Origin of the sequence: Bradyrhizobium sp. 186, from assembly GCF_023101685.1 — a bacterium.
In the GTDB taxonomy this organism is placed as follows: domain Bacteria; phylum Pseudomonadota; class Alphaproteobacteria; order Rhizobiales; family Xanthobacteraceae; genus Bradyrhizobium.
The window spans coordinates 8,714,553-8,734,264 of record NZ_CP082164.1 but is presented as its reverse complement, the minus strand read 5'-3'; the positions used below and the strand labels follow the sequence as shown (position 1 = coordinate 8,734,264).

The window sequence follows — 19,712 nt, the reverse complement described above, 5'->3', positions numbered from 1 at the left end:
CGGAATCCTGAAAATGAAATTGCAAGGTTCCGATGCCCGAAGCATCAAAACCCTGCAATCCTAAAACAGTCCACAACGACAAATGCGATTCCAGCTCAATCGCTTAGCCGCTCTTCACGGACGACTATAGAATCGAAAGCCTTCTGGACCATGCATGTGGTGGTCGCCGAACAAAGATGCCTTCCAGCCGCCGAAGGAATGAAATGCCATCGGCACCGGAATTGGCACATTGATGCCTACCATGCCGACTTGAATTTGATGTGCGAATTCCCGGGCCGCGTCGCTGTCCCTGGTGAATATCGCTGTGCCGTTGCCAAATTCGTGTCGGTTGATCATTTCGGCTGCATAATTGTATGAATTCGCGCGTGCGATCGCTAGAACCGGACCGAAGATCTCTCCCGATAGATTTTCATGTCGTGACGCGATCGAAAAGTGTGCCCCCGATGAAATAGCCATTTTCATAACCTTGACGCCTGAAGTCGCGCCCATCGACCACGAGCTCCGCCCCTTCGGCAACGCCCGCATCGATATAAGCACGAACTTTGTCGAGATGCCGTTTGGTCACCAAGGGCCCCATCTCGGCATCGGGATCGGTGCCAGGACCGATGTTCAACGCGCGCACCTTCGGGGCCAGTTTTTGGATCAGGCGTTCGGCAGTCGTCTCGCCGATCGGAACTGCCACTGAAATCGCCATGCAGCGCTCGCCGGCTGAGCCATAGGCGGCACCCATAAGGGCATTCCACCGCCTGATCCATGTCGGCGTCCGGCATGACGATTATATGGTTCTTGGCGCCGCCGAGCGCCTGGCAACGCTTGCCATGCCGGGTCGCGGTTTCGTAGATGTAGCGCGCAATCGGGGTCGAGCCGACGAAACTCACGGCCGCAACATCAGGATGTGTGAGAAGCGCGTCAACTGCTTCCTTGTCGCCCTGCACGACGTTGAAGACCCCGCGGGCAGGCCTGCTTCCTCGAGCCATTTCGCCAAGATAAGAGAAGCAGACGGATCGCGCTCGGATGGTTTGAGAATGAAGGTATTGCCGCAGGCGAGCGCAACGGGGAACATCCACATCGGCACCATGGCCGGAAAATTGAATGACGTGATGCCGGCTACGACACCTAACGCTTGCCGCAGCGAATTGCTATCAACGCGCGTACCGACGTTCTCCGTGATCTCACCCTTCAAAAGCTGCGGCGCGTTCGTCCGTGATGGCACTGGCGAGTTCGTCAATCCGCTCTTCCAGAATGCGCAAGAAGCGGTTGAGAATCTGCGCTCGCCGGAGCGGAGGCGTCGCGGCCCAGGCCGGGAAGGCGCCGCGGGCGGTAGCTACAGCAGCTCTCACGTCCTCCGCCGAAGCCAAGCCGAGCGTCCCGGATTGTTGGCCAGTTGCAGGATTGAACACCGGCGAAGCCCTGCCGCTCCTGCTTTGCACCGCTTCGCCATTGATAAAGTTTAGAATGGTCGCGGACACGACACTGCTCTCTGTAAAATGCTTGATCGCATGTCATAATGAGCGCATGAGACTGCGCATCAACGACCGAATTCGCGGCTCCGTTGTGGCGGGCCGAGGGTTTCCTCCTGCGAGACCAGCGAGTCCGGGCCGGTCACAACCCTGGCGCCGCGCTTCACCGCGTCAGCGATATGCCGCTCGATCTTGTCGACCGCTTCCATGTTGATCAGTGGCCCCTGCACGACGCCTTGCTCGGTGCCGTCGCCGATCTTCATCGCCGCGACCTTCGTGTAGAGCTTGTGCACGAATTCCTCACAGATGCTCGCCTGTGCGTAGAGACGGTTGGCGCAGACGCAGGTCCTGGCCCTTATTGCGGTATTTCGAGACGATGGCGCCTTCGACGGCTGCATCGATATCGGCGTCGTCGAACACCACGAAAGGGGCGTTACCGCCGAGCTCGAGGCCGAGTTTCTTCACGCCGACGGGGGCCTGACCGTAGAGGATCTTGCCGACCTCGGTCGAGCCGGTGAAGCCGACAAAGCGCACGGCAGAATGCTCGCACAAACCTTGCCGATCGGCCGCGAACTTCCGGTGATGACGTTGAAGACACCCTTGGGCACGCCGGCCTTCTCAGCGAGCGCAAGCGCCGAGAGCGGCGTCTCACTGGCTGGCTTCAGTGCCACGGTGCAGCCTGCAGCGAGCGCCGGCGAGACCTTGCGGGTGATCATCGAGTTGGGAAAGTTCAACGGCGTGATGACGCCGCAGACGCCAATCGGTTGCTTGATCGCAAGCAGCCTTGCATCCGGGCGCGGCGAGGGAATCGTTTCGCCATCTGCGGCGCGCCTCTTTGGCATAGAACTCGACATAGGCGCCGCCGATATCGACCTCGCCGAGCGCCTCGGAGAGCGGCTTGCCCTGCTCGGAGGTCAGGATTAGCGCGAGATCCTCGCGATTGGCGACGATCAATTGGTACCATTTGCGCAGGATGTTGGAACGTTCCTTGGCTGTGAGCTTAGCCCATGCAGGGAACGCTCGTTCACCAGCCTCCACGGCTCTCGTGCAGCCGTCGGCCGAGAGCTGCGGCACTTTGGCGAGCTCGATGCCGGTCGCCAGATTGTTTACCGAAAGGCGAGGTGAGCCGACCCAGGCGCCATCAATGTAGCAGGCCTCCCGGAGAAGTGACGGGTCCTTCAGACGATAGCGCAGGATGGACGAGCCTTGCGTCGCTTGTGCGGCGGCGGTCGGGGTCATCGCGTTGCTCCTGGAGGTTTCCAAATCCGAGCAATCAGGTCTTCGTCGATCGCGAAAAAAGGCCGCGCGAGATACCGCGCGGCCGAGTCAGGGAGGAAACGCCCCGAAGGGCACTGAATAGGAGCTCAGCAAGTACTGAACTCACTGGCAACTCTCATCCTGCACGAAACGTCGTGAAATCGTGCAAGCAGACATCGCATACTCATTTCCACGGGAAGGTTGGCGGCGTTCCCTGGGATAACTTGCAGATTTTATGCGAAAATGCCGGCGACTTCGCAGCGACTGTTATCCTCATGTGGTTTCTCGCGAGAAACTTCGAACTTGCTGTTCATTGAGGCCATGGAACACAACGCTCGGGGTACGCGGGCGGACCCCCTAGTATCGTCGGTTTCTGGATTTTGAAATCAATCTACTTAGTCAGCGCTCGTCGACGAGCAGTACAGAAACATCTGCTCAGGCATTTAACAGGACAGCACGGTGCGAACCAGCACCAAGAAGCGCGCCGAAGCGAAGCCATTTGACGGGCAAAATGCGCAAAGTCGCGATCGGCATTCACTGGATGTCATCACCACATCGCGTGCTCCGCGTTGGGCTACGCGAATAAGCTGGCACTGCTGGGCACTTTGGGGTCATAATAGGCGCTGGTCGGGTTCTGGTCGCGGCGGCTGAACGGGCCGAGGCAAGTTTGTTAAGGCTGGTGCGAGCATCCAGGCGACAATGAAGCGATTACGAGCGGGGTGCGTGTGGGAGCGCCCTTGACCGAGTCCAGACTTCTGATGCCACCGGGGGCGCTACTTCGCTCCCGATCTGCCAGCATCCCGTGCACCGCTTTTTACCTGCTGAAGCGCGCTGAGTTTTTGTGAGCAGCCGAGTTCTTATACTTGTAAACCTTCGAGCATCTGTCGCTGAACCTGACGACTGCGATATAGCACCATTTCCTTCCAATCGGTTCTTTCCGGATAGAAGCGCTGTCGCACGCGTCGGCGAATTTTATACCCAAGATCTGTTTCAATGTCGCCTTGACGATATCTGTATAGCCAATGGTCAGCACGTAATGCAGATCTGACTGCCTCCGGAGGGTAGGTTCCGAACTCGAGGCAAACGTAGACGTGCCGATCACCGAGGAGGCGCTGCCAGTAGTCATCCTGCGTGCCATTGAGCACAACAGCCGATGAGGTGCCAAGATCCGGCGATGTGACTGAAGGGCCGAAGATGCCACGTGCATGCTGATACCCCGACATAACTGACGCCTGCTCGCATTGCAGCTCACCATAACCGTAAGGCCCGAGGCCCGTGTGATAGTCGATAATCAAGACACGCAGACGAGATTCCAAACAGTAATCCGATACGATCCGTTCGAGCGTTTGCCGTGCGACGGTAGGGGCAAACCCGCCGAAAAAAAATCCGGTGGGATGTCGGTACTGCCCGCTAGTCCGAGCCTTTCGCAAAGCAATCTCGCCGCGTGTTCTGCGGAACTCCTCTACTGTTGCCTCGGCAGCAACAAAAAGTGGACCATCGAGCTCACATGGCAGAAGACAATCAGCAAGCAGGTCGTAAGCGGCATTATGAGGTAATGGCGCCGTGAAATCGACGAAATTGCGATTGAGGTCGCAGCCTTCTTGCGTGACGCGCCGATCCCAGGCAAACCCATAAGGATTGAGAGCATGGATCAGCAACATCGCTTCATCAGATTTGAGCCTCTCGTAACCACGTTCAGCCAACCAGTCGATCTGTGCCGCGGACCCGCAATATCCTTCGACGCCATGTGTTGCCGACACCAAAATTCCTACCTTTGGGGCGCGTCGGTCGCCAAACCACGCAACATCCGTTGAGAGTTCTCTTCCACGAGGCCCACGGGCTGGCGACGGATAGATTGCGGCTTCGCCGACTGCGGCCTTCCTAACGTAGTCACGGAATCTTTGACGTGCTTCGAAAAAATCCGATGCGAAGTGCTTATTCGCTGCGTCGACAATGGCATCGTTCATTCGGATTCCAGTCAAGGCTGCACAAGTGAAGTAGTCCTTGGAACATCTTCATCGGACGTCGCTGACGTCATCTGACTTGCACGACGGTTGTCTCAGCGGTTGACCAGCAGGTCGCGCGACATGCTGCTCAGCGATTTTGCGCCGTTGTCAGCCACGCGCACTGTCTCGCTGAAGACATAGCCGTCGTCCTTCTCCCAAATGCCAATGATCAAGTGGAAAGTCATGTTGGGTTGGAGTACAGCCTCATCGTCATCCTGAAGGCTCGCGCCGCCGTCAGGCCAATCATTCCCGAGGGAGTAGCCGATTCGAGATTCTTTGCGTACGCCCCGAGAGCTAAAGGTGCGCCGGAACGCTCGATCGACATCTCCGCATGTTACTTCAGGCCGCATCGTTTCGAAGGCAGCCAGAAAGCCGTCAAGCGCGGCCTGGTGCAGGTGCCGTGACCGAGCGGACGGCTCACCTAAGAAGACGGTCCGGGACAATGCGCAGCAATAGCGGTGGCGAAACGCTCCTAGTTCAAAATTGGTCTGACAATTCATCGCATAGCTCGCGTCGGTCCACTTGAGATGCGGAGCAGTCGCCGGACGTCCGGTCGGCATGGTCGGATAAATGCGAGAAGCATGGCCCGGGAATTCCGGCGTGCCCGTACACAATGCGTGCATAACGGCTGCGGCTACGTCGCATTCTCGCGCGCCGGGAGCGACCCCTAATCGGGCGACCCTCATGGCCCGATCGACGATCTTTCCGGCCTGCTCCATGTAGGCGATCTCAGCAGGAGATTTCAGTAGCTTCAGCTTGGAAATGACGCCATCGGCATCGATGCTCTTTGAAAGGTCCAGGGTTTTGCCCAGGGTAGCTTGGGCCTTCACCCCGAAATTTTTTGCCGTCAGTTCGACCCCGATGTGCCTTGATTTGGTGCGTTCGCGGATCATATCTCCAATCGGCTGCCACGGTGTCCGCTGGTTCGAACCGATGTATTTCTCGGAATAAATGAGTAGACGCGACCGCGGCAGGTAGGATGTGACCGTTGCGCATGCAACGTCCATCTCGCGCAAGATCAACCACGGATCTTCGTCGTCTTGACTCACAAGCGCGAGTTGCGGGACATAATCTGAGTATCCATCGTAGCCAGTAAGATAATTCATGTTCGCCTCGTTGAAGACGAGCATTGCGTCCATGCCCTGCTCCGCCATTCGCTGGCGCAGCCGAGCCGTACGTTCGCGATATTCCTGTTGATCAAATGCGGGCATCACGGTTTCTCCTGAGCTCATTGCATGGGGGCGATGCCCGGCATGGAAGCGACGCAGCCTCGAAAAGTCGCTTTCGGGCTTGTCGTTGCGAAGTGTCCGTCTAAGTCTGTTGCCGCCATTATCATGCGATAGAGGCCATCGTCAGTCTGCAAAGGTCTGTGATGTCGTAGACAGGCAACTTCGTGATACGACGGATCGCCGGCGACACCAGAGGGAACGCCGCACATTCGAACAGGATGATCGCGATCTCTGGATGCGCGATGCAAAGTCGCTCGATGCAGGCAGCGACATCCTTCTCGATCGCCGCAACGTCGATCGGTGGTGGCGGACGCTTGAGCTCGTCATGCCAGAACTTGCCGCCTTCGATGCCGCCAATCACGATCCTCGCCCGCCCGGCTGGATCATCAATCCCGAGCAGGTTTTCGGCTGCATGCGTCGAGTCGTAGGTCAAGACTGCGATCTTGGCTGATGCCGGCAGCTGTCGAAGCAACGCGGGCAGCAGAAGCAGACTTGACATCACCACGGGCACATTCGTCGACTTGGCCACCGCCGGCTGATGCCGGATAGAGAAGCCGCAGGTCGAGCTTATCGCGACGGCACCTCGCTCGACGAGCCGCTGGGCGGCAGCGATAAATGATGGCTCAAGAGCAGGATCGCCGCGCACGACATTCTCTACCCACGCTCCCGCGACTGTTTCGAAGATAGTCGGGAACTCGAAGGTGGCCGAATTTAGCATCGATCCGGGCGCGGGCTTCGGCGGCGCGGCGCCGGACGGCACCCCACGTTCGAGGTGCAGGACTCCGAGAGAGCGTGATAGTTGCGGGGTCATTGACGAAGCATTCCGGACTAGAACCGAATTCCCTAGCTTGGGGTGGAGCAGTCTTTGACGCAGGCTAGATCGTGGGTGTGGCAACCAGTATCAAGCATAGTGGTAGCGGCAGGTGAGCCTCTCTGGGGCGCGGTGGCGGCGAGTTGGTCAATCCCCATCGTAGCCGGCCCTGCTTCATTCCTTCAGCTAGCGCGCCGTGCCAAAAAGCACATTCTCCGCGGTCGCAATTGCAAGCCAAGCGTCTGATTACCCACTACAGGGCGTCATTTGGTTCAACAGGATCGCTTAGCTCATGTCGCATCGCACTCGGACGAGATGGTATGGCGGAAATCATGGTTGGCACCCTCTTTGTCTTTCCGACCACGCTTCTGCAACCCGCATGCCACGCCAAAATCGCTGAAAGCAGGCGATCTTCGGTAAATGCAATTCGTCGCAAGCGCGACAGCGTCGTGAAACCAACGCGTCGGCCATGGTGCCCTTGGCGCCTCGGATCAGCCCGACTCCCCGCGCAAATGAATGGTCAGGACAGATAGAATGGGTGACCGGCATCATCTCCCGCTTATCACGGAGAGCACCTTGCGGTTTTGGTGGGTTGCGAGGCGCAGCCCGGCGAGCCTGGATCCGCGCAGCAGCCAGACCGGACCTGGTTAGACACTTCACACGCTACGGAGTGTGGCTTCTGCGCGGGAATTCCAGGTTTCTGCGGGTTGGAATGACCGCATGGCAAGCGGAGAGTCACAGGCCGCATGAATGAATTCGGCCAAGCTTCCGTCGGACTCGCTTGTTTGGAAGCCTCGCAGCATTCCTGGCTTGTGTCCAGTTCCTCGAGAAATCAGAGAAGCATGGTCCGCCTGAGGTGAGGCGACTAGCCGCTGCAGCGAACAAGCGATGCCAATGTCGCTCGGCATTCCTGGACTGAAGAGTGCCCTGTTCTCGCACCGTCTCGACCAAAAGCTTGCATGAAGGCGCGAGATAGTAACGACTAAGAAGCATGAAATCGGTAGATGAGACGTGCGTGCCGACACTTCCAAGGGATGGAGATCGGTCGTGTCCCCAGTGATGGTGTAGCTCGGTAGAGCAAAGCCGCCCGAACGCGCGCCCCCAATAGCGCCGTAGCGGGCGGGCGGCTTTGCGGTGGTCACCGGCAGTTCTCCGGTAGGATCGGGTTGCGACACGCCAACGCAACCGAGGAACCACCGATGACCGACGACATGATGAACCTGCGCTCACTCGTAGAGAAGACCCCGACGCCGATCTGCTGCGCGAGATGATCGGCTTTGCCGCCCAGCGTCTGATGGAGCTGGAAGTCGAGGGCCAGACCGGGGCGAGCTACGGCGAGAAGAGCCCCGAGCGCCTGGCCCAGCGCAACGGTTACCGGGAGCGGATCTGGGAGACCCGCGCCGGCGCGGTCGAACTGCGCATCCCAAAGCTGCGCAAAGGCTCCTACTTCCCGGGCTTCCTGGAGCCGCGCCGCATGGCCGAGAAGGCGCTCACCGCCGTGGTGCAGGAAGCTTATGTGCAGGGCGTCTCGACCCGTTCGGTGGACGATCTGGTGCAGGCGATGGGCATGACCGGCATCTCCAAGAGCCAGGTCAGCCGGCTGTGTGGCGAGATCGACAAGGTGAAGGCCTTCCTCGCCCGTCCGATCGAGGGCGACTGGCCGTATCTGTGGATCGACGCCACTTACGTGAAGGTGCGCCAGAATGGCCGCATCGTATCAGTCGCGGTGATCGTCGCGGTCGGCGTCAACAGCGACGGCCGGCGCGAGGTTCTTGGCATGGACATTGGGCCGTCCGAGGCTGAGACCTTCTGGACGGCGTTCCTGCGCAAGCTCGCCCGCCGCGGCCTGCGCGGCGTCAAGCTGGTCGTGTCCGACGCCCACGAGGGCATCAAGGCTACCGTAGCCAAGGTCCTCAACGCCAGCTGGCAGCGGTGCCGCGTCCACTTTATGCGCAACGCGCTGGCGCATGCCGGCAAGAGCGGGCGGCGCGTCGTCTCCGCCTTCATCGCCACCGCGTTTGCTCAGGATGATGCGGAGGCCGCGCGAACGCAGTGGCGCAAGGTCGCGGATCAGCTTCGCCCCAAGCTGCCGAAGCTTGCCGGCTTCCTCGACGAGGCCGAGACCGACGTGCTCGCCTACATGACCTTCCCGCCGCAGCATCGGACCAAGCTGCACTCCACCAACCCGATCGAGCGCCTCAACGGCGAGATCAAGCGGCGCACCGAAGTGGTCGGCATCTTCCCCAACGAGGATGCGATCGTTCGCCTCATAGGCGCGATCCTGCTCGAGCAAAACGATGAGTGGGCCGTCCAGCGTGCCCGCTACATGACGCTGGAAACCATCGCGCCATTGAGCGATGATCCGATCGTCAGCCTTCCGGCTATCGCCAGCTGACCGGCCCGGCCCTTGCCGGCGAACGCGGTGACCCGCCGCCAGCTACACCACGCCCAGGGACACGATCTGGGAGATCCGCTGCGATCTGGCTGCTGCCTAAGTTGATGGCATTCTGCGGATGCACTGTATTTCAACTAACACGTATGTGCCGGGGTCAACCTCGAGGAACGCGAGCGGCTGGTATGGTCGGGGTCAGGCATACCGTCGCCGAGGCATTCCTTAACCTGTACCAGGCAGCAATCCTGCTGAATCCTGCTTGCGGCTACTCCACCAAACAAAAGGTTACTCCCGTTTGGCCTCGCGTGCGACTGCGCGATTTAGACATAATGGCTGCACTAAAAGGCCCGCGTCCTAGCATTACAGTTGCCGTTTTGCTTTGAGATGCGCGCGCTGAGCGGCAGCCTGGTGAGCTCTGCGCCAGAATGACCATGCGATGACATGCGCGGGTTGGATCCGCTTTCGAGCAAGCCTGATGGCAATGCGGCGGATTTCCTGGATTGACCAACGGATCAGTGGCGGTGTGGTTATGCTTTGGCTTTTGCCGGGGGGCGGCGTTTGGTTTTTTTGGGCGGTGGCGGATTGGCGCGATGGCGGATCGCCGCCATCATGGCGAAGGCGAGCATCACCAGGGACACGTGGCGATGCCAGCCATGCCAGGACCTGCTCTCGTTGTGATCGAGCCCGAACTCGTTTTTCGCGGTTTCAAAGCTGTCCTCGATCGCCCATCGATGGCCTTCGACCGCGACCAGCGTTTCAATTGATGTTCCCGCTGGGCACCAGGTGGTGAAGAAGGCGAGATCGCCATCGGCGATATGGCGACGGATCAGCAGACCGCGCGTCCATAAACCATCATTTGCGCTGTTGAACTGCTCGACCTCGAGATCGGCCAGTTCGAGATAACACCAGTCATGCAGCCTCGGTCCTTTGGTTCCGGCTCCCGCCGACAAGCGCTTCCAGTCGGACGGGCGCCGCGTCCGGGCGATGTCTTCGGCCTTGCCGGCGACCGGCTGTCGCTTGCCCCAGGATCGGAAGACATGAGAGCTGCTGACCCCGAGCACATAGCCTTTGCCTGCCCGCCGTAGCTGCTGTTCGATATCGCCAACACCGTAGACCGTGTCACCGGCAACCCACTTGAATGGTACAGACGCGGCTATCGCACGTGCGATCATTCTCGTCGCAAGCTTTGGTTTGGTCGCAAAGCCGACATCGGCAGGCACATATGCGGCTTCCAGACGATCTGGATCGTCAGTCCATTCCTTCGGAAGATACAACGCGCGATCGATGAACGCATGACCATGACGCGAAACGTAGGTAGCGAAGACGCCGATCTGGCAGTTCGTGATCTTCCCTGCCGAACCAGTGTATTGCCGTGCCACTCCGCATGAGGCCTTACCCTGCTTGAGAAAGCCGGTCTCGTCGATCACCAGCACCGCATCGTCATCCGCCAAATGCTCGATGACATAGTCGCGGACGATATCGCGCAGGGCATCAGCGTCCCAATCTCCACGACCCAGAATTGCCTGCTGACGCCATGGGCCGGGATCGCCAGCCGCCTCCGCGCGCATCCAGCCGGTCTTGCGCTGCTCATCTCCGAGCAGACCTTCCAGGAACAAGCCTGCATTCGTCGCCACACGCTCTTGCGTGAACAACGGACGTATCCGTTGCTTGACCTCTCGAAGCGACGCCGCCCACAACGCAAGCGTCTCCTCAACCGACGCGGCCCGCGTCCACGACATTCGAATCATGGTTGCCCATGGATTCAGAAGCCCGCAAACAAAGCAACTGTAATGCTAGGGTCTGTTTGGATTCAGGATTCTCATCCTGGCTTTGTGATTCAAGCTTGGGATGGACCGATTCGTTTTGACTGACGCCCAATGGGCGAAGATGGAGCCGCTTTGTCTTGGCAAGCCGGGCGATCCGGGCCGGAGCGGCAATAACAACCGGCTGTTTGCACGCGCTTTCGCGACTGGGCGAAGGCGGGCGTCTGGAAGCGCATGTTTGATGCGGTCTCAGACGAGCCGGAGATGGAGTACGTCATGGTCGATGCCACCATCGTCAAGGTCCACCGCCACGGACAGGGCGCAAAAGGGGGACGCAAAAACAGGCCATCGGCCGCTCGAAAGGCGGAATGACCACCAAAATCCTGGCACTTACCGATGCGCTCGGCAATCTCGTGCGTTTCGTGCTGCTGCCAGGACAGCGCTTTGACACGGTCGGCGTTCCGCCGCTAATCGTAAGGACTGACCTTCGAGGCGCTGATTGCAGACAAGGCGTTCGATAGCAACGCCATCATCGCCGACCTCGACGCACGCGGCGCCAAAAATGGTCATCTCTCAGCACCCGCGGCGCGCAAAACCTCTCGTCATCGACGCCGACATCTACAAATGGCGACATCTGATCGAAAACTTCTTCTGCAAGCTCAAGGAATTCAAGCGGATCGCCATGCGAGCAGACAAAACGGACACCAGCTTTGAAGCAATGATCAGTCTCACCACGGGCGTGATAAATTCAAGATGAATCCAAACAGACCCTAGGTGACCTCTATCGCCGCCTCGATCGCATCTGCCCGGGCCTGCGCGAGCCGAGGCAGGGCGGTAGGAACGTGAGAGAGTACCCCGGCCGAGACACACGGGACGGCGGTTGAGGCGCAATGCTCAATATCTCAACGGCCTTTTCTAGCTTGGTAGCCATTCTACCTCAGCTGTAGCATCGAAGCAGAGTACTGCCCGGGATCTCCCGCGGTAGGCTTGGAGTTTCTTCAGATCTGGCCGGGGGGCATGCCGCTGGGAAGTGGCAGATAATCATCATGACTTCGGAAGCTCAGATCATCGCCGTCTTTCTCGACCAGATCGTGGCGCCAGCGCTCCTTCTGGCGGTTCATTACACGCGAATAATCTGAGCGCCGAAGCAGATAACAGAGTTGGCGCTTTAGCATTGCAGTTGGTGCGCCGGGAGACCGGCAAGGAGTAGGTGGTGGAAGTCCACTACGATGAAGGAGTAGCGATCCACATCGGCCCCGAGCCGTGCGTAGGCATCCGTGAGGGTGTCGGCGAAGCGTCGGCAGGGGAGTGCATAGGCCAGCCATTGAGCCGCGAAAGAATGTTTTCCCGAGAGCCGACGCTGTCAACTGAGCGGAAGGCAACACGAAGGGGTGCGATATCGCGAGCGCCCAGTCGCTTCGGCGTGGTCGCAGACCCTGGCATGTGCAGAAGCTTCTTGTACGGGAACCGGGAGCTCTCTCGGTCGGCCAGATGCTCACTGAGCAGCCTGGTCCGCGGCGGGAAGGCGAGGAGCCGTAGCCGCTGATGCACGATCCAGAGAAGTCTGACTCCGGCATAGTAGCTGCGAAGCCGGCGAACAAAGCCGGGCGACCGGTGACGGAGCCGGCGGAGCCAAGGCCGGGGACCAAGGGGAACGAGGGCCAGCAAAGCACGCACCGGGCACAGCACCGGGCTCGCGTGACCCAAGCGCTGGACCGCGTACGGAAAGCTGCAAGGCTGAAGAAGAAGGAACGGTTCACCGCACTTCTCCACCATATCACTGTCGATACACTCCAGATGGCGTTCTATGCGCTTCGGCGCAAAGCCGCCCCCGGCGTGGATGGCATGACGTGGCAGGACTACGAGGCCGACCTTGAGCCCCGGCTCAGGGAACTGCACGAACGGGTCCACCGGGGAGCGTACCGGCCGCAACCGTCACGCCGGACGTACATACCGAAGGCGGATGGGAAGCAGCGGCCGCTGGCGATCGCGGCTCTGGAAGACAAAATCGTCCAGGGCGCGACCGTCATGGTGCTTAACGCCATCTACGAAGGCGACTTCGTCGGCTTCTCCTATGGGTTTCGACCCGGCCGGGGGCCACACGATGCGTTGGACGCCCTGACGGTAGCGATCACCACGCGGAAGGTGAACTGGATACTTGACGCCGACGTGCAAAACTTCTTCGGAAGTGTGAGCCAGGACTGGCTAGTCCAGTTTTTGGAGCACCGCATCGGTGACAAGCGCATCATCCGCCTGATCCGTAAATGGCTGAGGGCGGGTATCCTCGAAGACGGGGTCGTAACCGTGGACGACAGGGGCACGGGGCAAGGATCGGTGATTTCGCCGCTGCTCGCCAACGTTTACCTGCACTACTGTTTCGATCTTTGGGCCGAACGCTGGCGACGGCAGGAGGCCCACGGCGATATGATTATCGTGCGCTATGCGGATGATCTGGTGGCCGGCTTCGAGCATGAGGACGACGCTCGTCGCTTCCTTGATGCGATGCGTGAACGGATTGAGGCATTCGCGTTGACGCTCCATTCGGACAAGACCCGCCTGATTGAGTTCGGTCGCTATGCGGCGACCAATCGCAAGACACGCGGGCTCGGCAAACCGGAGACCTTCATGTTTCTGGGCTTCATCCACATCTGCGGTAAGTCACGCCGGGGAAACTTCCTGCTCGAAAGGAAGACCCGTCGCGACCGTCTGCGGACGAAGCTTCAGGACATCAAGGCAGAGCTGCGGCGTCGAATGCACCAACCGATCCCCGTCCAGGGTAAATGGCTGAGACAGGTCACCACCGGCCACTTCGCCTACTATGCGGTTCCTGCAAACGGGCGGGCGCTCTCAGCGTTCCGCTATTATGTGACCGACCTCTGGCGGCGAACGCTTCGGCGCCGCAGCCAACGAGCCGGCTTCACTTGGGATCGTATGACGAAGTTGGCGGATGACTGGCTTCCTCAACCCCGTATCCTCCATCCCTGGCCGCAACAGCGCTTCGCCGTCACACACCCAAGGTAGGAGCCGGATGCCTTAATTGGGCTCGTCCGGATCTGTGCGGGGGGCGCTCAGCAATGAGCGTCCCTACCGCGATCAGCGACATATCAATCGTCATCAGACCGTTCCTGCCGCTGGACGGGCGCGCGCAGCGGAATGTGGCCGCATGCGTGATCCTCGTGCCTGAGCGGCCCGGCGAGCAATTGCTAAGTGACGCGCTCTCGTAGAGCAACATCGATCGGCTGTGTGGTGCCGACTATCTTATTTGGTAGCTGCCCAAGCGAAGCGGCTAATGGTCTATTTCGCTTCAATCACGGTCGCAGCAGGACCGGCGCCAGCTAAGCCGCGCTGTCGTACCGACTCATCCTAGTGTTGGAGCGGGTGATTGTTTGGCAGATGAGAAATTGGAACGCGACGGTGGATCGCCCTCCCGCCCCGTGCATACGCAACCGAATACACCCGATTGCTGAAATCGATCTCGATAACACTCGTCCCGATGTGGCGAGTTCATCACGACAGGGCGATATGCTTGACTGAACCTGGGAAAGCCCAACCAATGTACGGATCGCGAAGTGTGGCACAGCCTGTCATGCCAGGACTGCTCATCATACAGCAGACTTCCCGTCGCCTAGCATTGCGGCAGCCGTTCCTGAACCCAAAGCGCGCCAGTTCTGTCACTATTCGGCGTAGTGCCTATAGCCGGACACACAGCCGAAATGATCGCGTTTCCTCTACGTCTTCTTGTTGACGGCCGCCAGGCCGACTGCCGAATCGTTGGCATAGGGCGGGAGGCATGCGGCTTTGCTTCCATCGGCAGAAAGAGGCCATCGCTTAAGTTAAAGGAGAAAAGCGGAGTTGCGGACATCCATCAGAACGACACTGTCGTATTTGATTTGTCGTTTCCAACACAATGTCAACGTTGCCTCGGCGAGGATTTGGATCAAAGCTATGGGCTCTATCCCGCTGTCGCCGCGTCGCATCGCCGCACAAACTTCGTTGTATCGGTACTGCAGCAGAGCCGCGCTTAGGTGCGACAAGCTTGCGTCGGCTGATGGGTGACTTCCTGAGCAACGGTGTGAAAAAGGAGCTGTCGATGGGAGTGTTATCGCATCTACGGGTTGTCGAGATCGGTAGCTCGGCCGCGACAAGCTATTGCGCGCGAATGTTTGCGGATTTCGGTGCCGATGTTCAAAAGGTCGAGTCGAAAGCCGGCGATCCACTTCGCCGGAGCCCGCCGCTCACGCCAGGTGACCACAGCGCATGGTTTGCCTTCCTGAACTTCAACAAATCAAGCATCATCATCGATGCTAGCGTCCCGAACGCGGCCACGCGGCTGACGGAACTGATCGAGCATTGCGACATTCTGGTTGATGGGCGCGATGTTGATCCGGCGGGTTGCCCGCCCATCGATATCGCCTCGATCCGTCAGCGACACCCTCGGTTGATCTATCTCGAAGCGAGCTGGTTCGGCCGGGAGGGCCCCTATGCAGGATTCGCTGCCACCGACTCTACAGTGCGCGCTCTCGCCGGTCTCATCAAGCTAGTTGGACCGGCCGAAGGCCCGCCCTTGCACGCGCCAGATTTCCAAACGGGTATCCTCGCTGGCTTGTGGGGCTTCATCGCCACGGCAGCGTCGGTTGTTGGACGACTGCACGGTGAAGCAGGGCGCTCGTGGTCGCTCAACATTTTCGAATCAAGCCTCGCTCTGTCCGAGTATCTCATGTTCGAGGCATTTGCGCGGGGCGACGTGATGCGCCGGATCGGTATTAACCGTTTCTGGCCGAACTTTCCGGTCGGCATTTACCCAACGAAAAAAGGTTGGCTCGGCCTTTCGACCGTCACGCCGGGGCAATGGCGCGCATTCTGCGACATGCTCGACCTGTCCGAATTGCGTGATGATCCGGCTCTCGCCTTCAACGAAGGTCGCCTGAAACACATGGACCAGATCGAACGACAGTTTGTGCCGAGACTGAAGGCGCGGACAGCGCAGCAGTGGTTTGCGGAGGGACTCAAGCGCAAAATCCCGATCGTGCCGGTGCCCGAAATATCCGATCTGCTCCAAGACGAGGAAAAAAAGGCGCGCGGCGCAATAGTGCCGATTGTGATTGGTAAAGAGGAGGGCCTGACGGTTGGTTCGATGCAGCGGCTGACGTTGACGCCACCACGCCGGGGTGGCAGCGTTCCGGCTCCCGGCGAGCAGCAACATTCCGCCCACATCCGTACTCACGGCTCGCTGACTGGGCCTGGATCGTCCGGCTGCATCGATGCGGACCGGCAGCCGTTGCATGGGACTCGCGTGATCGACTTCACGATGGGGTGGGCAGGCCCATTGTGTACCCGGACACTGGCCGATCTCGGGGCGGACGTCATCAAGATCGAAGCCATTCAGTATCCGGACTGGTGGCGCGGAGTTGACCGGCGCAGCGGCTATGTGGACGGGCAAATTTATGAAATGGCGCAATGCTTCTGCATTATGAACCGCAACAAGCGCGGTATCACACTTGACCTGAAGCGGCCGCAAGGCCTCGCTCTTGCCAAGCGGCTGTTGGCGGAGGCCGATATTGTGGTCGGCAATTACTCGGCTGATGTGCTGCCAAGGCTCGGGCTTGGTTACGACGTACTCAAACTACTCAATCCACGCCTCGTCATGATGTCGATGTCAGCTTTTGGCGCGAGCAGTGTCCATCGCGATTGCCGGGCTTATGGCTCGACTCTCGAGCAGGGCTCAGGTCTGCCGAGCGTGGTCGGAAGCGCCGATAAGCCGCCTGTGATGAGCCACATCGCGTTCGGGGATCCCGTCGGCGGATTGAACGGCTGCGCTGCAGTTCTTCTCGCCCTGATTCACGCTCGCAACACCGGGCAGGGACAATTCATCGATCTCGCGCAAATCGAGTGCATGATCCCCTTCGCGGCGCCCTGGATCACCGTTCACTCGATTGATGGGGCGCCACTCACAAAGTATGGTGCTCGACATCCGCAGTTGGTGCCGCATGGCTGCTTCCGGTGTGCGGGTGAGGACAACTGGATCATGATAGCGGCTACCGATGCGGCGATGTGGCAGAGGCTTGCCATCCTTATTGGTAGGCCAGACTGGGCCTGGAACGCATTGCTTGAATCTGCGGAAGCTCGCCGCGACATTGAGGATCTCATAGAGGCAGGCATCGAAGCTTGGACGCACACTCGTGATGCGGATCACGCCATGTCCGAGCTGCAGGGCGCAAGGGTTGCGGCAGGCGTGGCCCGCCTGCCGATTGACCTGCTCAAGGATCGACATCTCGGCTCGCGCGCATTTCTGCAGGAGGTCGAACGCGCTTTCATTGGCTCGCACCCGCAGCCATCCATGCCGATTCGCGAAGGCGCAGCGCCGTATGCGATCCGCTCGGCGGCCCCCACACTGGGACAACATAACAGAGACGTCCTAAGAGAACTTCTCGGGCTGTCCGACGCCGAGATCGCGCAACTGGCAAGCGAGAACATCATCGGTACCGCGATGGTCTCCTGAGGTAGCTCGCGAAGACCTAGAAGGTGGCGTCAGACTGCTAGATCCGTGCTACGGCTCGATTGCACTCGAACTTGACGGATCAGCCGCTCAGCACCGCGGCCTTTGGCCTTGGTCATCCATACCTCACGGCAAAGCAGTGGCGCGGCGTTTTTAATTATCTCAGCAAGCTGTGGAACTACATGGCATTGCGATCGCCTTCCAGTGACGACTGCGTGATAGCTTACCCAGCTTCGCATCCCATTGCTAACCCAGAACGGAAGCCGCTTTGCGAGACATGAATGAGTACCGAACTTGAGGACATCATTGGCCCTCCACCTGAATGGCAGGGATATGCGTGGCTCTTTGAGTCACAACCCACGAATCCTAGTAGGTCCGTCGTTCCCGGTTATCCGGTAAGTGAGTGGGCCTTCTGGGAGAGCACGCGGGGAAGGCCGCGCCGAGACGCGCGGCACGTGCCGCTCGCTAAGTCCACAGCTCGCGCAAGCTGATACGTCTGAGGTTGGTGGAGGAGACGATCGTGCATGAAGTCATTGGCGAGCCCCGTAAGATGCAAGCCTTCGAAGTCCTCAAGTCAACCGTCCGATCATACTCACGTTCGTTTCCGGCTATTTTTAGTCGAGCGCGCGGCTCCGTTATCTTAACGGAGTATGGTCGAAAGGCAATTGACTTCCTGTCCGGTGCTGGAGCATTGAACTGCGGCCATAAAAATCATCAGATCAAAGCTGACATTACTGAGTATTTTGCGTCGGATGCCATTGTCCACGGGCTTGACATGGCCACTCCGGCAAAGCTCGGCTTCATGGAGACGTTCAGCTCACTCATACGTCGAGAGCGGAATCTGAGCTACCGATTCCAATTCTCAGGGCCGGCAGGTGCTAATGCTATTGAGGCAGCTCTGAAGCTTTCACGCAAGGTCACGGGGCGTCAGAGCAATATTTCATTCACGCATGGATATCATGGCATGAGCTTAGGAGCGGTTGCCGCGAGCGGCAATCGGTTCTTTCGTACGTCCACAAGCCATTGCATCAGAGTATGGAAACAGTTTTGCCGTTCGAGGGCGAGGCATGGCGGTGGGCTTTGATTGCCGAAGGACTGAGGCTGCAGCAACCACGGCGCGCAAGGCCTTTGAGAGAGGACTGATCATCGAACGATGCGGGCCAATCGATCAGGTCATAAAGTTCTTGCCAGCACTCACGATTGATCATGACACCCTAAATCAGGGCCTTGAAATATTTGAGGAAGCCTTGGCCGTAGCGCTGAAGCAGACTGGGATCGAGTGAGCGAACCGCCCAATTAATTCAAGTATCTGAAAGGAACACCATGGCGTACCAGACCATCAAATATGACATTGCGGAGCAAATCCTTACGATAACCCTAAATCGGCCGGAGAAGCTCAACGCCTGTACCGCAACCATGGAGCGCGAGATCGTCGACGCTTTTGATCGAGCAGATAAGAACAATGATGTCTGCGCCATTATCGTGACTGGCGAAGGACGAGCCTTCTGTGCCGGCGCCGATCTATCTTCGGGCGGCGACACATTTGACCGCGACACGCGGCGTGGACCAGTTAAACGACTGCCCGATGGCGCAGTGGATTACAGCGATCCGAAGGTCAGCGACGGCGGTGGAAAGATCGCGATGCGGATCTTCAAGTGTCTGAAGCCCGTCATCGCCGCCGTGAATGGGCCGGCGGTCGGCATGGGCGCGACCATGCAGCTCGCGATGGACATCCGCATCGCTTCTGAAGCCGCGCGCTTTGGGTTCGTGTTCTCGCAGCGTGGCCTCGTTCCGGAGGGAGCTTCGAGCTGGTTCCTGCCGCGCGTCGTCGGCATCGCACAGGCGCTGGAGTGGTCTCTCAGCGGGCGGGTATTTCCGGCGCAGGAAGCGCTTGCCGGTCGGCTAGTTAGCAAAGTTGTGCCGCCAGATCAACTGCTTCCCACCGCGCGTGAGCTCGCTCGCGAAATCGTCGACAAGACCTCATCCGTATCTGTTGCGCTAATCCGGCAGTTGATGTGGCGCATGCTGGGTGCAGATGACCCGATGGAAGCCCACAAGATCGAAAGCCGCGGTATGTATACGCGCGGGCGTTCCGCCGATGCCAAGGAAGGTGTGATGGCATTCTTGGAGAAGCGGCCCGCAGTTTTCAGAGACAAGGTGTCGGCCGACATGCCGGATTTTTTTCCATGGTGGACGGAACGAGAGTACAAATGACAGTTCCTTGCCCTACCAGCCTAGCCGATCCGCGCCGCTCAATGAGGCAATTTTCCGGGCCGTGCCGATCCGCTGATATCAGCT

General features: G+C 59.2%; 11 protein-coding genes and 4 pseudogenes. 8 read left to right on the top strand and 7 right to left on the bottom strand.

Going from position 1 to position 19,712, the window contains the following annotated elements; all coding sequences use genetic code 11:
* Positions 1–120: 120 nt before the first annotated feature.
* The 5 genes and pseudogenes from IVB18_RS41690 to IVB18_RS41670 form a co-directional block, all read right to left on the bottom strand.
* Positions 121–1,469 (bottom strand): annotated as a pseudogene (locus IVB18_RS41690) (CoA-acylating methylmalonate-semialdehyde dehydrogenase); the annotation flags it as partial.
* Positions 1,470–1,597: 128 nt separating this feature from the next.
* Positions 1,598–2,699, bottom strand: a pseudogene (locus tag IVB18_RS41685) (aldehyde dehydrogenase family protein); the annotation flags it as partial.
* 875 nt (positions 2,700–3,574) lie between these two features.
* Complete coding sequence (locus IVB18_RS41680) at positions 3,575–4,684, bottom strand: DUF2817 domain-containing protein (protein ID WP_247985975.1); 1,110 nt, start codon at positions 4,682–4,684, stop codon at positions 3,575–3,577.
* A gap of 92 nt (positions 4,685–4,776) precedes the next feature.
* On the bottom strand, positions 4,777–5,934 hold the full coding sequence (locus IVB18_RS41675; protein ID WP_247985974.1) for a Xaa-Pro peptidase family protein: 1,158 nt from the start codon (positions 5,932–5,934) through the stop codon (positions 4,777–4,779).
* Between the two features lie 121 nt (positions 5,935–6,055).
* Complete coding sequence (locus IVB18_RS41670; RefSeq protein WP_247985973.1) at positions 6,056–6,712, bottom strand: hypothetical protein; 657 nt, start codon at positions 6,710–6,712, stop codon at positions 6,056–6,058.
* Between the two features lie 1,250 nt (positions 6,713–7,962).
* Here IVB18_RS41670 and IVB18_RS41665 point away from each other — a divergent pair.
* Positions 7,963–9,158 (top strand): annotated as a pseudogene (locus IVB18_RS41665) (IS256 family transposase).
* A gap of 524 nt (positions 9,159–9,682) precedes the next feature.
* Here IVB18_RS41665 and IVB18_RS41660 read toward each other — a convergent pair.
* Positions 9,683–10,903 carry an IS701 family transposase gene (locus IVB18_RS41660; protein WP_247984400.1) on the bottom strand — a complete coding sequence of 407 codons (1,221 nt, stop codon included), beginning with the start codon at positions 10,901–10,903 and terminating at the stop codon, positions 9,683–9,685.
* A gap of 100 nt (positions 10,904–11,003) precedes the next feature.
* Between IVB18_RS41660 and IVB18_RS41655 the strand changes: the two are divergent.
* A pseudogene (locus tag IVB18_RS41655) lies at positions 11,004–11,675 on the top strand (IS5 family transposase).
* A gap of 241 nt (positions 11,676–11,916) precedes the next feature.
* Here the strand turns inward: IVB18_RS41655 and IVB18_RS51765 are convergent.
* On the bottom strand, positions 11,917–12,039 hold the full coding sequence (locus IVB18_RS51765) for a hypothetical protein (RefSeq protein WP_256476637.1): 123 nt from the start codon (positions 12,037–12,039) through the stop codon (positions 11,917–11,919).
* A 577-nt stretch (positions 12,040–12,616) separates the two neighbouring features.
* Between IVB18_RS51765 and ltrA the strand changes: the two genes are divergently transcribed.
* From ltrA to IVB18_RS41625, 6 genes are all read left to right on the top strand, one after another.
* Positions 12,617–13,939 carry a group II intron reverse transcriptase/maturase gene (gene ltrA, locus IVB18_RS41650; protein ID WP_346732587.1) on the top strand — a complete coding sequence of 441 codons (1,323 nt, stop codon included), beginning with the start codon at positions 12,617–12,619 and terminating at the stop codon, positions 13,937–13,939.
* A 53-nt stretch (positions 13,940–13,992) separates the two neighbouring features.
* The gene (locus IVB18_RS41645; protein WP_247985971.1) at positions 13,993–14,142 is read left to right on the top strand and encodes a hypothetical protein; all 150 of its coding nucleotides are present in this window, start codon (positions 13,993–13,995) and stop codon (positions 14,140–14,142) included.
* Between the two features lie 824 nt (positions 14,143–14,966).
* Entirely contained in the window at positions 14,967–17,417 is a 2,451-nt protein-coding gene (locus IVB18_RS41640) for a CoA transferase (protein ID WP_247985970.1), read from the top strand.
* A 517-nt stretch (positions 17,418–17,934) separates the two neighbouring features.
* Entirely contained in the window at positions 17,935–18,498 is a 564-nt protein-coding gene (locus IVB18_RS41635; RefSeq protein ID WP_247985969.1) for an aminotransferase class III-fold pyridoxal phosphate-dependent enzyme, read from the top strand.
* Complete coding sequence (locus IVB18_RS41630) at positions 18,482–18,697, top strand: hypothetical protein (RefSeq protein WP_247985968.1); 216 nt, start codon at positions 18,482–18,484, stop codon at positions 18,695–18,697. The genes IVB18_RS41635 and IVB18_RS41630 overlap by 17 nt, the downstream gene beginning before the upstream one ends.
* A gap of 40 nt (positions 18,698–18,737) precedes the next feature.
* Positions 18,738–19,628: a crotonase/enoyl-CoA hydratase family protein gene (locus tag IVB18_RS41625; protein WP_247985967.1), complete on the top strand. Its 891-nt coding sequence runs from the start codon at positions 18,738–18,740 to the stop codon at positions 19,626–19,628.
* The last annotated feature ends 84 nt before the right edge of the window (positions 19,629–19,712 follow it).

Bases quoted from the DNA above. Each gene is read 5' to 3' on its own strand.
- IVB18_RS41640 (WP_247985970.1), top strand. From the start codon at position 14,967: ATGGGTGACTTCCTGAGCAACGGTGTGAAAAAGGAGCTGTCGATGGGA.
- IVB18_RS41675 (WP_247985974.1), bottom strand. From the start codon at position 5,934: ATGCCCGCATTTGATCAACAGGAATATCGCGAACGTACGGCTCGGCTG.
- IVB18_RS41645 (WP_247985971.1), top strand. From the start codon at position 13,993: ATGAGCGTCCCTACCGCGATCAGCGACATATCAATCGTCATCAGACCG.
- IVB18_RS41630 (WP_247985968.1), top strand. From the start codon at position 18,482: ATGGCGGTGGGCTTTGATTGCCGAAGGACTGAGGCTGCAGCAACCACG.
- IVB18_RS51765 (WP_256476637.1), bottom strand. From the start codon at position 12,039: ATGAACCGCCAGAAGGAGCGCTGGCGCCACGATCTGGTCGAGAAAGAC.
- IVB18_RS41625 (WP_247985967.1), top strand. From the start codon at position 18,738: ATGGCGTACCAGACCATCAAATATGACATTGCGGAGCAAATCCTTACG.
- IVB18_RS41680 (WP_247985975.1), bottom strand. From the start codon at position 4,684: ATGAACGATGCCATTGTCGACGCAGCGAATAAGCACTTCGCATCGGAT.
- IVB18_RS41660 (WP_247984400.1), bottom strand. From the start codon at position 10,903: ATGATTCGAATGTCGTGGACGCGGGCCGCGTCGGTTGAGGAGACGCTT.